Annotated in this window: 10 protein-coding genes; 9 read left to right on the top strand and 1 reads right to left on the bottom strand. The window is 41.1% G+C overall.

The genetic code is table 11. From position 1 onward, the window contains the following. Position 1 precedes the first annotated feature (1 nt). The 3 genes from P0Y49_18785 (at position 2) to ltrA (ending at position 4,619) form a co-directional block, all read left to right on the top strand. On the top strand, positions 2-973 hold the full coding sequence (locus P0Y49_18785; GenBank protein WEK18825.1) for a type IX secretion system membrane protein PorP/SprF: 972 nt from the start codon (positions 2-4) through the stop codon (positions 971-973). A 1-nt stretch (position 974) separates the two neighbouring features. After that, positions 975-2,708, top strand: coding sequence for an OmpA family protein (locus tag P0Y49_18780; protein ID WEK18824.1), 1,734 nt, complete (start codon positions 975-977; stop codon positions 2,706-2,708). Between the two features lie 636 nt (positions 2,709-3,344). Next, positions 3,345-4,619 carry a group II intron reverse transcriptase/maturase gene (ltrA, locus tag P0Y49_18775; GenBank protein WEK18823.1) on the top strand — a complete coding sequence of 425 codons (1,275 nt, stop codon included), beginning with the start codon at positions 3,345-3,347 and terminating at the stop codon, positions 4,617-4,619. A 103-nt stretch (positions 4,620-4,722) separates the two neighbouring features. Here the strand turns inward: ltrA and P0Y49_18770 are convergent, their stop codons facing one another. Then, complete coding sequence (locus tag P0Y49_18770; GenBank protein ID WEK18822.1) at positions 4,723-4,998, bottom strand: hypothetical protein; 276 nt, start codon at positions 4,996-4,998, stop codon at positions 4,723-4,725. A 748-nt stretch (positions 4,999-5,746) separates the two neighbouring features. Here P0Y49_18770 and P0Y49_18765 point away from each other — a divergent pair. From P0Y49_18765 to P0Y49_18740, 6 genes are all read left to right on the top strand, one after another. Continuing rightward, on the top strand, positions 5,747-7,519 hold the full coding sequence (locus tag P0Y49_18765; GenBank protein WEK18821.1) for a long-chain fatty acid--CoA ligase: 1,773 nt from the start codon (positions 5,747-5,749) through the stop codon (positions 7,517-7,519). Beyond that, positions 7,497-9,212, top strand: a complete 1,716-nt coding sequence (gene ggt, locus P0Y49_18760) for a gamma-glutamyltransferase (GenBank protein WEK18820.1) — start codon at positions 7,497-7,499, stop codon at positions 9,210-9,212. The genes P0Y49_18765 and ggt overlap by 23 nt, the downstream gene beginning before the upstream one ends. A 200-nt stretch (positions 9,213-9,412) precedes the next feature. Continuing rightward, positions 9,413-9,871 (top strand): MarR family transcriptional regulator, encoded by a 459-nt coding sequence (locus P0Y49_18755; GenBank protein WEK18819.1) that lies wholly within the window; start codon positions 9,413-9,415, stop codon positions 9,869-9,871. Further along, positions 9,852-12,212 (top strand): 3-hydroxyacyl-CoA dehydrogenase/enoyl-CoA hydratase family protein, encoded by a 2,361-nt coding sequence (locus tag P0Y49_18750; GenBank protein WEK21812.1) that lies wholly within the window; start codon positions 9,852-9,854, stop codon positions 12,210-12,212. Before P0Y49_18755 ends, P0Y49_18750 begins: the two co-directional genes overlap by 20 nt. 184 nt (positions 12,213-12,396) lie before the next feature. Beyond that, positions 12,397-13,572 carry an acetyl-CoA C-acyltransferase gene (locus P0Y49_18745; protein WEK18818.1) on the top strand — a complete coding sequence of 392 codons (1,176 nt, stop codon included), beginning with the start codon at positions 12,397-12,399 and terminating at the stop codon, positions 13,570-13,572. Positions 13,573-13,673: 101 nt separating this feature from the next. Continuing rightward, the gene (locus tag P0Y49_18740) at positions 13,674-15,464 is read left to right on the top strand and encodes an acyl-CoA dehydrogenase family protein (protein ID WEK18817.1); all 1,791 of its coding nucleotides are present in this window, start codon (positions 13,674-13,676) and stop codon (positions 15,462-15,464) included. The last annotated feature ends 17 nt before the right edge of the window (positions 15,465-15,481 follow it).

The following is a 15,481-nucleotide window of genomic DNA, read 5'->3' as shown; positions in this document are numbered from 1 at the left end:
AATGATGAGAAAAGTATTACAGTTAACAATAGGTTTGATGCTGCTATTCAACCTGGCAAATGCCCAGCAAGACGGCCAGTTTAGTCAGTATATGTTTAACGGGATTTACATCAATCCTGCCTATGCAGGTTATAAGGAGCAGTTAAATTTACATGCTTTTTACCGCAACCAGTGGACAGGTATTCAAGGTGCACCGAAAGTACTGTCGCTGGCAGTAGATGCAATAGCAAATAATGGAAACGTAGGTTTGGCCTTGCAGGTGTCGAGTGATCGGCTGGGTGCTCAACGCAATGAATCTGTTTATGGTAACTATGCTTACCGAATCAGGATGAATGCAGAAGGAACTTCCAGGCTGGCATTTGGTCTCGGTGTTGGGGCCGTTCAACTAGGTATCGATGGAATGCTTTTAAATCCTAACGATCCCGAGCCTAACCAACCTGTGGGTATGTTGAGTACTATACTGCCGGATGCAAGGGTGGGCGCATATTATTCCGATGATCGGTTTTATGCCGGGTTTTCGGCCGATAACCTCCTATCGCAATACATTGATGTAGGTAAGTACGCTTACATTGCTCAGCCTAAACCACATTATTATTTAACGGCAGGAGTGCTACTTCCTTTAAGTCAGGATATTTTATTAAAACCTTCATTTCTATTGAGAGACGATAGAGGTGGTCCGACAAGTTTAGATGTAAATGCATTCGTGATTTTTGCTGAGAGATTCTGGTTAGGAGGATCCTATCGTACAGGTGTGAAATTGTATAGTAAAAACTATTTGCAGAAAAATTTAAGCACCCTGAATTCGGCAGTTGCCGCAATGCAGATCTTTCCTACTCAGAACTTAAGAGTAGGCTATGCCTACGATTTTTCTATTGGCCCGTTGCAGGGGTACAGCAGCGGAACCCACGAATTATCCTTAGGCTATTTTTTCAATAGAAAAAATACAAGAATGCTAACACCAAGATATTTTTAACATGACGAAGATTCAAACCACAATTATATGCTGCCTCATCATGCTGCTTACCTTACAAACCAAAGTAAAAGGACAGTATGTTTTAATTGAAGCAGACCAGCAATATGCACTTTATAATTACAGCAAAGCAATAGATTTATACGAACGGGCTTATCAAAAGAAAGCTACTCTTCATGCTGCTGAACGCTTAGCTGAATGTTATAAAAATCAGCACAATTATAAACAAGCGGAAAACTGGTATGCAATAGCATCAGCTATGCCAGGCAGCAGGATTGCGAATACCCTTTATTATGCGCAGGCATTGCAAAGCAATAGCAAGTATGCAGAAGCCAAAGCGCAATACAATAAATATAGTCTGGAAAATAAGGCGGTAACGGAACATCAAAAAAGCATTTGGCTGCAATCATGCGATTCGGCTATGCACTGGATGAAAGCACCTACAGATATCACGATAAAGAATGAACAGAGCTTAAATTCGGCACAATCAGACTGGGGAGCAACAAAAAATAAGAACAATGTTGTATTTGCTTCCGATCGGGGCATTAGCGGGAAGGACAATCAGGCAACAAATCGACCTTTCTTAAAGTTTGATGGAGCGAAAACTCCTAATAAGAATATTTACGGTTGGACAGGTAATGCTTATTTAAGGCTATATACACAAACTGGAAATGACAGTGTTAAGCTGGTTCCGGTAAATGCTGGTACGGCCTATCATATTGGCCCTGCAAGCTTCACGGCAGATGGCAGAACGATGTATTTTACCCTAACTAAAATCAATAAGGATGCAGCTTATGAAACAGTAAAGGGTATAAAGGACAAGTTAGCTACCGTAAATGTAGAGATCTATTCAAGCACAAGCACTGAAGCCGGTGACTGGTCTGCCCCAGCTCCGTTTAAATATAACAATGCAAAGGAATATTCACTTGGCGATCCTTTTATTACTGCTGATGGACAGCGTTTATATTTTGCTTCGAACATGCCGGGAGGTAAAGGTGGGATGGACTTATATGTGTGTGAAAAGACGAACGCTGGCGATTGGGGTGTGCCTGTAAACTTAAAAGAAATCAATACCGAAGGCAATGAACGAAGTCCGGCAATTGATGAGGAAAACAATTTTTACTTCAGCAGTGATGGTAGAGTAGGTATGGGTGGATTGGATATTTATTCAACGACGATCATAAATGGAAAAATTGGTGAACCCAGGAACCTTGGATACCCAACAAATTCTCCTCAGGACGATTTCTCCTTTAACAAAATTACAAAATATACAGGTTATCTATCTTCTAACAGAACAGGTGGCTTGGGCGATGATGATATCTACAGTTTCACATTACCAATGCCAAAGAAAATTTCTTACGTAGATCCGGTTGTATTGAACAAGGAAATCAGGTTAGAGAACATCTATTATGATTTCGATAAATGGAATATCAGACCGGATGCAGCTGTTGAACTGGATAAATTGGTTCAGATCCTTAAAGAAAACCCAACGATTTGGATTGTACTGGGCTCACATACTGATAGTAGAGGAAATGACGCATACAATCTGAGGTTATCACAAAATAGGGCGAACTCGGCTGTCGAATATATTCTTAACAGAGGCATAGATAGAAAGAGAATAACTGCAAAAGGTTATGGCGAAACCAGGTTGCTGAATAGATGTAGCAATGGCGTTAAATGTAGCGAAGAAGAGCATCAGCTAAACAGAAGAACCGAATTTACAATTGTGAAGCAGTAGTATTTGTTACTAATGAGGGATTAAGTAGCCCCTGGATGAAAATCCAGGGGCTTTTGTTTGTGCGCCGGGCATGGCGATCAACTCTAGGGTGTAAGTCCCGAGCCCACTTTGCAGTAGGAAGGGTTAGCCAATAGCAAGGGTGTCGCGGGTGACTGCGAATCTGAAGGAAGCTGGTGGCAAATATGGGGGCCTACGTACAGAAACTGTATATAAGGCGGGTTGATGTGGGTGATGTTGCAAAACAAATAGAAGCCCTATGCTGCACAGAACATCAACACGTAAATACAGAGGTCACATCCATAGAAAGTTGACCGCCTTACCCCGGGAGATCTGTCTATAGACTGTCAAAGGTATGCGCGAGTACCGGCGAAGAAACAATAATCAGAATAACAATGGTTACTTGGGATAGGCAGAAGTCAGCAGAAGTCGTAGTACTGTTTTTTTTTAACAGGAAGGACTGAATGTTAGAATGGCAAAGGAATCAAAACGTTTATGGCGAAACGTTCACAACTGAAACACGTAAGAGAACTGCCTGCGGGAGTATAGGCCGGAAGCTGAAAGTAAAACGCAGGAGGAGTTGAGTCTAGCTATGCAACTAATGAGCACAATGCCTGGAATTAGTTTTTTTTTAGTAGTATGCTTGAAGAAATATTAGACATCCGAAATGCACAAAAAGCCTTTCGGCAGGTTACTACCAATAAGGGTGCTGGGGGTATTGATGGTATGCAGACCGATGAACTTCGTGACTACCTCAATATCCACTGGCAAGCATTAAAGAGTGATATTTTAGCGGGTAATTATCGACCACAATCTGTACTTAAGGTAGAAATACCCAAAACGGGCGGTGGAACGAGAATTTTGGGCATCCCAACGGTAATCGACAGGCTGTTGCAACAGGCGATCTCTCAATGGTTGAGTCCTAAGTACGAGGGCGATTTTTCAGCAAACAGTTATGGGTTTCGCCCGGGTCGCAGTGCACATCAGGCGGTATTTCAGGGGCAGGTAAACCTCAATGCGGGTTATACCTGGGTTGTAGAAGTGGACTTGGAAAAGTTCTTTGATACGGTCAACCACGACAAGCTTATGAGCCTGTTATGGGTTAAGATCAAGGATAAGGGGACCTTAAAGCTTATTCGTGCTTACCTAAGTGGCGGTATGATGGATAATGGACTGGTTAGCCCCAGAAGAGAGGGTGCGCCGCAAGGTAGTCCTTTGAGCCCTTTATTATCAAACATTATTCTGAATGAGCTAGATCAAATTCTGGAAGACCGGGGCCACCGTTTTGTACGTTACGCAGATGACTGTAGTATTTATGTGCGGAGCAGAAAATCGGCCTTCCGTGTTATGGCGGTTATGACAGGCTATTTGGAAGATAAGTTGAAACTCAAGGTCAACCGGGAGAAGAGCAAAGTAAGCCGACCATCTGGTAGCACGCTTTTAGGCTTTTCCTTTTATGGCTCCAAACAAGGATGGCAGATCCGGGTTGCGTCCAAATCTCTGAAAACGATAAAACAGAAGATAAGGGAACAAACCCAACGGAACCATTCGATTGCTACTAGTGAACGAATTTATAGACTAGAAAAGGTCATACGGGGCTGGGTAAATTACTTTTCTATAGCCAAAGCCAAAAATCAGTTACTTAGATTAGACGAAATGGTCCGTGTAAGGTTAAGAATGATCATTTGGAAACAGTGGAAGAAAGTATATACCCGTATTGGGAACCTAATTAAGTTGGGTATTTCAAGGGACAAAGCTTATGAATGGGCAAACAGTCGAAAATCTTATTGCAGAATTGCTCACAGCCCAATACTATGTCGGGTGCTAGACAATGCATACTTTACAAAGCTAAAGTATACGGGCTTTACCAACTACTATTACTGGAAAACTGAATACCAGAAGAAATTATTCTAACAAACCGCCGTATGCCGAACGGCACGTACGGTGGTGTAGGAGGACAGATAGCTAAATAATAGCTATCTTCCTACCTAATGAATTTGTACGAATTAAAAACCAATTAAGATGGTCTTTTTAATTCATCATTAATGATACTGGCGGCCAGGATTACAGTATGCAGCGTTTCGTAATAAGCAATCAGATTGGCACGCTCGGAATTAGTTAATACGAATCTCTTGGTGTAGAAACTTTGTTTGATCATTAACCAAAGATTTTCAAGGCTTTCATCAAGCGGATAGGTCTCAAAAAAATCTTTTAATGTGGCTTTTACGAACTCGTTAAGTTCAGCTTTAGTTCCTGATGGTCTTTTGTGTAAAAATTGATCGGTTGAATACATATGCTCATTTTTTATTTTCAAAAAATGAGTCTCAATAAGGGATTTATAGAAAACTATAGCGGGTTAGTTTATCAGATAAAACGAATATGCACTATAGCGAGCTCTATATACCGCATCACGAGGCCTCTCACAGCCTTACCAAACGGATTTACAATAGAACCCATAACACTATAGTGCACTGTCAAAAGTACAACAATATTTGTCATGGGCATTAACCTATTGTCTCGTTGGTTGCGATTGTGAGAATTTAGTGATCGAGACTCTGAATTAATACCTCATTTAAGAAGTAGGATCTGTTATTGTTGTTTCTTTATTTCATTGGCGATTTATTTTTGGGTGGTTAACAGTTCGATTTATTATTACTGTAATATAATCAATGTAATTTAATAACTCAACATTTTCTTTATAAAATATCAAAATGTTATTATGAAAAAATATTGTAATAAAATGTATTGTTTTGATTGTGGCGTTCTAATTGTTCTAAAGTATAGGACAGGGTGTGATTTTGAAGGAGTTTGGGTAAGCTTTGAGTAAGCATTGGGTAAGGGTTGGTTAAGCCTTGGAATACCCCCAGGCTTAACCAACCCTTATTCAACGCTTACCTAAAACTTGTCCAATTGCATTTTTCAGCTAAACAGAGATCATTAAATATTAATTATTTTTAGTTAAGTTTGGGAAGCAAGGGTTGTGCGAAAGAATCTATCGAAGCATAATCATTTAACCGAATCTTTAATTAAGCTGATCATATATGGCTGCAATGGTTACTAGAGTATTTGATTTACTACAATACAACTTAGAGAACTTTCCTAAAGAAGAATTTATTAGCGGTAAAATAAAGGGAGAGTGGGTAAAACACAGCACCCAAAATTTTTGTCGGAAGGTTGATCTGTTAAGTAAAGGATTGATCAGTATTGGCATCGGGAAAGCATCAAGGGTTGCTGTGATGTCGCACAACAGGCCTGAATGGAATATGACTGATTTTGCGATTAGTCAAATTGGGGCCTACCAAATTCCGCTGTATCCGACATTAGCAGAACACGATGTTAAGTTTATTCTGGAAAATGCTGAGGTGACAATGGTTTTTGCTGCTGATGAAGCTATCTATAAGAAGTTGCAGGCTGTAAATAAAGAATTAAAGTCGCCGGTTAAAATTTACACATTTGATGAAATAGCGGGTGTAGACCATTGGAGCCTATTATTAAAAGCTGGTGAAGGATTAACAGAGTTACATTTAGGTGCCTATAGGGATGAAGTGAAACCGGAAGATATTTTGACCTTGATTTATACATCAGGAACAACGGGAACACCCAAAGGGGTAATGTTAACCCATGATAACCTGGTCAAGAATTTCGAAAATTCGGCAGTACTTTTACCCCCCGGACTTGAAAAGGCGCTAAGTTTTTTACCGTTGTCGCATATTTTTGAGCGTATGGTAGTCTACCTGTACATGTACTCCGGAGTAGGTGTATACTACGCCGAGAGCATGGACACCATTGTTGCTGATATACAATTTGTAAAACCAAATGCTTTCTCTACCGTTCCGCGATTGCTGGAAAAGGTTTATGAGAAGATTATGGAAAAAGGTAAAGCCCTTACCGGAATTAAAAGGGGCATCTTTTTCTGGTCGGTAGCACTTGCCGAAAAATTTGAAACCAGGAACAGCTGGTTTTATAATTTTAAACTGGGGATTGCCCGTAAACTGGTATTTAAAAAATGGCAGGAAGCCCTGGGTGGAAACATCGTGGTGATCATTTCAGGTGGAGCAGCATTAAACCCTCGCCTTGCACGTGTTTTTTGGGCAGCAGGAATGCCTGTTTTTGAAGGGTATGGTTTAACAGAAACATCACCCGTAATTACGGTGAACCATTTGGACAATACGATGTTTGGAACAGTTGGGCCAGCTATCAAGGGAATGGAAATTAAAATTGCTGAAGACGGCGAGGTTTTAGCAAGGGGCCATGCCATTATGAAAGGTTATTATTTGCGTGATGACCTAACTGCTGAAACGATAGATAATGAGGGCTGGTTCCATACCGGTGATATTGGTGAAATTGTAGGGGGAAGGTTCCTTAAAATTACAGACCGGAAAAAAGAAATATTTAAAACTGCGGGGGGTAAATATGTAGCTCCACAAATTATAGAAAATAAATTTAAGGAAACGGCACTGGTAGAACAGGTAATGGTTCTGGGCGAAAACCGTAAATTTCCATCGGCATTGATTGTACCTAATTTTGTGGCGCTCAAAACATGGGCTGCCAAAAAGGGGATCAAGTATACTACAGATGAGGAAATGGTAAAAAATGCGCAGGTGATAGAAAAGTTTAACCAGATCGTTGAATATACAGGCAAAGATTTTGGGAAATGGGAGCAGGTAAAACGGTTTGCCCTGCTGCCTAAACAATGGAGTATTGATGGTGGAGAGTTAACGCCAAAATTGAGTTTGAAGAGAAAGGTTATCCTGGAGAAAAATGCAGTGATAATAGATAAAATCTATATAGATGCAGAAAATTATAAAGCTTAAAAGTTTCATTGCGGCAGCTACCGCAGTATGGGTAACAGCCGTTTTTTCTGGCTGTGTGGGTGGACAGCTTGGTCAGGACAATAGTGCCGAATACCGTAATGGGATGGTGGTTTCGGCCAATGAAAAGGCTTCTCAGGTTGGATTAAACATTTTAAAAAAAGGAGGAAATGCCATTGATGCGGCTGTTGCAGTACAGTTTGCCCTGGCTGTTGTATATCCAAATGCCGGAAATATCGGTGGCGGTGGCTTTATGGTTTACCGTTCTGCATCCGCAGAAATAAACACGCTTGATTTTCGTGAAAAGGCCCCTGAAAAGGCTTCCAGAGATATGTACTTGGATTCAGAGGGTAACCCTGTTGTAGATAAAAGTCTGGATGGGCATTTGGCTTCTGGGGTTCCGGGATCGGTAGCTGGAATGGTGGCTGCGCATCAAAAATATGGGAAGCTGAAATGGGCAGAGTTGATTGAGCCGGCAATTGCATTGGCCAAAAATGGATTTAAGATCAGCGAGCGACAAGCCGACGAGTTGAATAAGCAGAAGGAAAGGTTTGTAAAGTATAATCCCAATGGTACAGCGCTTGTAAAGGAAACTGAATGGTTGGAAGGTGATGTACTGGTTCAGTCAGAACTTGCAGCAACTTTAGAGCAGATAAGGGATAAGGGTCATGCAGGATTTTATGAAGGACAGGTAGCGGATAGTTTACTGGCCGAAATGAAGCGTGGTGGAGGAATTATCAGCGCCGAAGATTTAAAAAATTATAAAGCTATATGGCGTAAACCTATTGTTGGCAATTATAAGGCTTATCGTATTATAACTATGCCTCCACCATCAAGTGGCGGTATTGCTTTAATTCAGCTGCTGAAATTAGTGGAGCCTTTCCCTTTAAAAAGGTGGGGATTAAATGCCGACTCAACAGTACAGCTGGTTGTTGAGGCTGAACGTAGGGTGTATGCTGACAGGGCTACCTATCTTGGTGATCCTGATTTTTATAAAGTACCACAAGCGCAGTTATTAAATGCTGCTTACATTAAAAGTAGAATGGCTGGCTTTAACTGGTCTCATGCTACGCCAAGCTCGGAAATTAAGGCCGGAGTGTTGACGGGTGTTGAGCATGAGGAGACCACTCATTTTTCTATTGTAGACAGGGAGGGCAACGCCGTGTCTGTAACCACCACCTTAAATGGATCGTATGGATCGGCAGTGGTTGTAAAAGGCGGTGGCTTTTTATTGAATAATGAAATGGATGATTTTTCGGTAAAGCCCGGCGCGCCAAATATGTATGGTTTAGTAGGTGGAGAAGCAAACGCAATTGCACCGGGTAAGCGTATGTTGAGTTCTATGACGCCAACTATAGTCGAAAAAGATGGTAAACTGTTCATGGTTGTAGGTACTCCGGGGGGCTCTACCATTATTACTTCTGTTTTTCAAACGATGGTTAATGTTATCGAATTTGATAAAAGTATGCAGAGTGCGGTGAATGCGAAAAGGTTTCATCATCAATGGTTACCGGATACCGTTTATGTGGAAAAAGGAGCTCTGGATAGTATAACAACCCTCAACTTGATCAATAAAGGTTACCCTATTTTGGAGCGTGGTCCTATTGGAAGGGTAGATGCTATATTGAAAACCAAATGGGGATATTACCAGGGGGGAGCAGATAAACGAGGTGATGATAAGGCTCTTGGTTGGTAGTATTGTACTGAATTATGCTACTACAGGTTACGGTATGGAGCAGCCTATTAATTCACTCTTATTCTAGTCCAAAACGGTATTTGGTTTAAAAAGCCTCTCTATTTATTTAGGGAGGCTTTTTTTATAATGAAAAAAATGAATATTTGTACTTGGATTATAGATTTTAATTCAATAGCTTTGTTATGCAAGCATAGTATTTGATGAAACAACAGGAAACAATTGATTATTTTTTGAAAGTAGTTTGGCAGAATGTATCTAACACATACAATCAGATTGCTTCGGGATTTGGAATTACACAAGCCATTGGTTATGTGCTTATTAATATTGATAAGGAAGGGACTGCTGTTTCTCAGTTGGCTGGCCTGCTGGGAGTGAAGGCAACCAGCTTGTCAAGAATGCTAAACAATATGGAAGAATTGGGGTTAATATATAGAGAAACTTCTTCGGGCGACAGGCGTTCGGTAAAAGTTTATCTGACCGAACTTGGTTATGAAAAGAGACGTATGGCCAAAGATGTGGTGATTGCTTTTAACGAATACCTGGGCGAAAACCTGAGTTTAGCTGAGAAGAATAACCTCCTGGCAGCCCTGCAGAAATTGAACAAACTTACATTGGCATATAAAATTCCCGTTGAACATGATGAACAAAAAGATAAATAGAGTAGCGGTACTGGGCTCTGGTATTATGGGTTCCCGTATTGCTTGTCACTTTGCAAACATTGGGGTAGAAGTACTTTTGCTGGATATTGCAGCGAAAGAGGAAGATAAAAACAGCATCGTAAACTGGGCATTGCAAAATGCTGTAAAGACTAACCCTTCGCCCGTTTATTCGAAAAAGGTTCTGACTAAAATTTCGACAGGGAATTTTGAAGATGATATGTCTAAAATTGCCGGTTACGACTGGATCATTGAGGTTGTTATTGAGAATCTGGACATCAAGAAAAAAGTTTTTGAACAGGTAGAACAGTTTCGCAAGCCAGGAACGTTGCTTACTTCAAATACCTCTGGTATACCAATTCATTTGATGGCTGAAGGGCGTTCAGAAGATTTTAAGGCGAATTTCTGCGGAACACATTTTTTTAATCCGCCTCGTTATCTGAGGTTGCTTGAGATTATACCAACACCGTATACTAAGCCGGAATTGGTAGATTTTCTGATGCATTATGGAGATAAATTTTTAGGTAAAACAACGGTTTTATGTAAAGATACTCCTGCATTTATTGCGAATAGGGTAGGTGTTTATTCGATAATGGCCCTATTGCATTTGGTAGAGAAAATGGACCTTACGGTTGAGGAGGTTGATAAATATACCGGACCTGCCTTGGGAAGACCAAAGTCGGCAACTTTCCGTACTACAGATGTGGTCGGTTTGGATACCATGATTAAGGTGGCTAAAGGCCTTTATGATAATTGTCCGGATGATAAAGCACACGATTTGTTTAAGCTTCCTGCTTATGTAGAAAAGATGGAAGCCAATAAATGGCTGGGTGATAAAACGGGACAAGGGTTTTATAAAAAAACAAAGACTGCCGAAGGCAAAACAGAAATATTGGCGTTGGATTTAAAAACGCTGGAATACCGTCCGCAGGTGAAAGTGAAATCGGCTACGCTGGATTTGACTAAGCCGATTGAAAATGTGCGCGACAGAATGAAGGTGTTTGCGGCCGGAAAGGATAAAGCCGGAGAGTTGTTCAGGGCTTCTTTCTTTGGTTTGTTTGAATATGTGTCTGATCGTATCCCTGAGATTTCTGATGAACTGTATAGAATTGACGATGCCATGCGTGCCGGTTTTGGATGGGATTTAGGTCCGTTTGAGGTTTGGGACGCTGTTGGTGTTATTGAAGCGATTGAAGGCATGAAAAAATATGGACATGAGGCTGCTGCCTGGGTTCATGAAATGCTTGCTGCTGGAAATACTTCGTTTTATAAGATTGAGGATGGGCTGAAGAAATATTATGATATTCCTTCTAAAAGCTATAAAGCGGTACCGGGTGCTAAAGAATTTATTATTCTGGATAACCTGAGAGCTAATAAAGTAATCTGGAAAAACTCCGGAGCTTCTATTATTGATTTGGGTGATGGTATCATCAACGTAGAGTTTCACTCTAAAATGAATACGATTGGCGGTGATACTTTACAGGCGATAAATAAAGCCATTGATATGGCTGAAAAGGATTATAGAGGGGTAGTGATTGGCAATGACGGAGCAAATTTCTCGGCAGGGGCTAATGTAGGGATGATTTTTATGATGGCTGTTGAGCAGGAATGGGAGGAGTTGAATCTGGCGATCAGAATGTTCCAGAACACTTCTATGAGGATTAGGTATTCGTCTGTTCCGGTAGTTGTAGCTCCGCATAATTTAACATTGGGCGGAGGTTGTGAGTTTAGCTTACATGCCGATCATGTGCAGCTGAACGCGGAAACTTATATGGGATTGGTTGAGTTTGGTGTAGGTGTAATCCCTGGTGGAGGCGGTACAAAGGAATTCGCGCTGCGTGCATCGGATGAGTATAGGGAAGATCAGATTGTACAAAATACGCTGAAGGATCGTTTCCTGACCATAGGTATGGCTAAAGTTTCTACTTCTGCGGTAGAGGCTTTTGAGTTGGGATATTTGCAAAAAGGTAAATATTCGATCAGTATGAACCGAAGCAGGTTGATCGCTGATGCAAAGGCTAAAGCAATTGAGTTAGCTGATGCGGGATATACACAACCGGTAAGGCGTAAAGACATTAAAGTTTTAGGTAAGCAGGGCTTAGGAATTGTTTATGCCGGGGCGAATACCATGTATTCCGGTCATTATATTTCTGAGCATGATAAAAAGATTTCTGAGAAGTTGGGTTGGGTAATGTGCGGAGGCGATCTTTCATCACCAACAGAGGTAACAGAGCAATATTTACTGGATCTGGAAAGAGAAGTTTTCTTGTCGCTTTGTGGTGAGCGGAAGACTTTAGAACGGATACAGAGCATTGTAACTAAAGGGAAACCGTTGAGGAATTAAGAGCAAGGATGAAGGAGCCAGGAACCAGGATGAAGGAGCAAAGAGCGTATTGTCTTTGATCTTTGTTCCTTGATCTTTAATCAAAAAAAGATTTTTAATCAACAAAAAGGTCTTTAATCAGAATATAAAATAGGTTAAGTCGCTTGGTCTTTGATCCTTGTTCCTTAATCATTAATCAAAAAGAATGGAAGCATATATTATAGCAGGGTATCGAACCGCAGTGGGCAAGGCTCCACGAGGTGTATTTCGTTTTACAAGGGCTGATGATTTGGCTGCTGAAGTAATCAGAGCATTGGTAGCTTCGGTACCTAACCTGGATAAAGAACAGATTGATGATGTAATTGTTGGAAATGCGACTCCTGAGGCTGAGCAGGGATTAAATGTAGCTCGTATGATCTCGTTGATGGGATTGGATACGGATAAAGTGCCGGGGGTTACGGTAAACAGATACTGTGCTTCAGGATTGGAAACCATTGCTACCGCTGTTGCCAAAATTAAAAGTGGCATGGCTGATTGTATCATTGCAGGTGGAGTTGAAGTAATGTCGGGTATGCCTTTTGGCGGATGGAAGATTGTTCCGAACACCGATGTAGCGAAGACAAACCCGGATTGGTACTGGGGGATGGGTTTAACTGCTGAGGCTGTAGCGAAGGAATATAATGTAAGTAGGGAAGATCAGGATTTGTTTTCTTATCAATCGCACCAAAAGGCAGTAGCTGCAATTAAAAATGGACATTTAAAAGAGGGAGTATTGCCAATTACGGTAAATGAAAATTACCTGGACGGGGATATGAAAAAGAAAACCCGCAGTTATGTGGTGGATACGGATGAAGGACCACGTGCAGATACTTCTATAGAGAAACTGGCTAAGTTAAAGCCTGTTTTTGCTGCGGATGGCTGTATTACGGCGGGTAACTCTTCGCAAACTTCGGATGGTGCTGCTTTTGTACTGGTGGTGTCGGAGAAGAAAATGAAAGAATTGGGCGTTGATCCAATAGCTCGTTTGGTGAGCTATGGAATTGCCGGTGTGCCACCTCGTATTATGGGAATTGGGCCAATATATGCAATTCCTAAAGCGCTAAAACAGGCAGGAATGACATTAGATCAGATAGAGCTGATTGAGTTGAATGAAGCTTTTGCTTCTCAATCGCTGGCCGTTGTAAGGGATCTGCATATCAATACCGATATTTTAAATGTGAATGGTGGTGCGATTGCATTAGGACATCCGCTGGGATGTACCGGGGCTAAGTTGTCGGTGCAATTATTTAATGAACTAAAAAGAAGAAAACAGAAATACGGGATGGTGACGATGTGCGTAGGTACAGGACAAGGTGCAGCCGGTATTTTTGAAATATTTTAAAAGTAGTTAGTAGCTAGATGTTAGTATTTAGAAAGCATGTGTCTTCTAACTGCAAAATACTAATATCTATCTGCTAACCTCTAAAAACTAACGACTAAAGCATGGAATCTACAGACAAAAAAACAATTAAAGGTGGCGAGTTTTTGATTACAGAAACCACTTATCAGGATGTATTTATTCCTGAAGAATTTGATGAAGAGCAAAATATGATTGCACAGACTTGCCGTGACTTTTTAGCAGCGGAAGTTTACCCAAACCTAGATCGTATAGACGCTCAGGAAGAAGGATTAATGCCGTCATTGATGGATAAAGCCGGTGAGTTGGGCATTTTGGGGGTTTCGATACCTGAAGTGTATGGTGGTTTTGGAAAAAACTTTAATACTTCTATGCTGGTTGCTGATGTAATTGGTGCCGGTCATTCTTTTGCTGTAGCTTTATCTGCCCATACGGGAATTGGTACTTTACCTATTTTGTATTATGGAACGGATGAACAAAAGAATAAATATATCCCTAAGCTGGCAACAGGTGAATGGAAAGCGGCTTATTGCTTAACAGAACCCAATTCGGGATCGGATGCCAATTCGGGCAAAACCAAAGCTAAGTTATCTGCGGATGGTAAACATTATGTGATCAATGGTCAGAAAATGTGGATTACCAATGGCGGATTTGCTGATATTTTTATCGTGTTTGCGAAAATTGATGATGATGCAAATTTAACTGCATTTATTGTGGAGCGTGCATTTGGGGGTATCACAATGAACCCGGAAGAGCATAAGATGGGTATTAAAGGTTCATCAACCAGGCAGGTGTTCTTTAACGATTGTCCGGTGCCGGTTGAGAATATGCTTTCTGAGCGTCAGAATGGATTTAAGATAGCGGTAAATATTTTGAATATTGGACGGATTAAATTGGCTGCAGCTGCAATTGGTGCATCGAAAGCTGTCATTGATACTGCGGTGAATTATTCGAATGAAAGGATTCAGTTTGATCGTCAGATTTCTAAATATGGAGCGATAAGGTATAAGCTTGCGGAAATGGCGACTAAAGTTTATGCTGTTGAATCGGCAAACTATCGTGCAGGTCAGAATATTGACGATGCTTATGAAACATTGGCTGCCGGTGGTATGGATGCGAGTAAGGCAAAGTTGAAGTCAACTGAGCAATTTGCTGTAGAGTGTGCTATATTGAAGGTCTGGGGTTCTGAGGTATTGGATTACGTGGTTGATGAGGGGGTTCAGGTTTATGGTGGTATGGGCTTTTCTGCCGAAGCACCAATGGACCGGGCTTATCGCGATGCCCGGATCAATAGGATCTTTGAAGGGACGAATGAGATCAACAGGCTGTTGACTGTGGATATGATGTTGAAACGTGCAATGAAAGGGGAGTTGGATTTGATGACGCCTGCTACTGCTGTTGCTGCCGAATTGATGTCGATCCCTGATTTTGGAGAAGAAGATGATGCGCTTTTTGCAGCTGAGAAAAAGATCATTAAGAACCTGAAAAAAGCAACATTAATGGTTGCCGGTGCTGCGGTACAGAAACTGATGATGAGCTTGTCGAAAGAACAAGAGATACTGATGAATATTGCAGATATGGCTGGTTATGTATATGTAGCCGAGTCGGCCATGTTGAGGACCGAGAAACTGGTGAGTTTACGTGGAGAAGCAGCTTGTGAAGGTCAGCTGAATATGATGCGCATTTATTTTGTTGAAGCTGTAGATGCGGTTCAGAAAGCGGGTAAAGAAGCTTTATGGGCTTTTGCAGAGGGCGATGAGTTGCGTATGATGATGGTTGGCTTGAAAAGATTTACTAAAATGGAACCTTTTAATGTTAAAGAAGCCAGACAAAAAGTGGCACAACAATTGATCGCAGCTAATAAGTATTGCTATTAAAATCAAAGAAACGATTC

The organism is Candidatus Pedobacter colombiensis, from assembly GCA_029202485.1.
GTDB classification, from domain to species: Bacteria; Bacteroidota; Bacteroidia; order Sphingobacteriales; family Sphingobacteriaceae; genus Pedobacter; species Pedobacter colombiensis.
The sequence above is the reverse complement of the archived record's forward strand: the minus strand, read 5'-3'. Positions and strand labels throughout refer to the sequence as shown.

Coding starts and splice junctions, on each gene's coding strand:
- P0Y49_18785 (WEK18825.1), top strand. CDS start 2: ATGATGAGAAAAGTATTACAGTTAACAATAGGTTTGATGCTGCTATTC.
- P0Y49_18780 (WEK18824.1), top strand. CDS start 975: ATGACGAAGATTCAAACCACAATTATATGCTGCCTCATCATGCTGCTT.
- ltrA (WEK18823.1), top strand. CDS start 3,345: ATGCTTGAAGAAATATTAGACATCCGAAATGCACAAAAAGCCTTTCGG.
- P0Y49_18770 (WEK18822.1), bottom strand. CDS start 4,998: ATGTATTCAACCGATCAATTTTTACACAAAAGACCATCAGGAACTAAA.
- P0Y49_18765 (WEK18821.1), top strand. CDS start 5,747: ATGGCTGCAATGGTTACTAGAGTATTTGATTTACTACAATACAACTTA.
- ggt (WEK18820.1), top strand. CDS start 7,497: ATGCAGAAAATTATAAAGCTTAAAAGTTTCATTGCGGCAGCTACCGCA.
- P0Y49_18755 (WEK18819.1), top strand. CDS start 9,413: ATGAAACAACAGGAAACAATTGATTATTTTTTGAAAGTAGTTTGGCAG.
- P0Y49_18750 (WEK21812.1), top strand. CDS start 9,852: ATGAACAAAAAGATAAATAGAGTAGCGGTACTGGGCTCTGGTATTATG.
- P0Y49_18745 (WEK18818.1), top strand. CDS start 12,397: ATGGAAGCATATATTATAGCAGGGTATCGAACCGCAGTGGGCAAGGCT.
- P0Y49_18740 (WEK18817.1), top strand. CDS start 13,674: ATGGAATCTACAGACAAAAAAACAATTAAAGGTGGCGAGTTTTTGATT.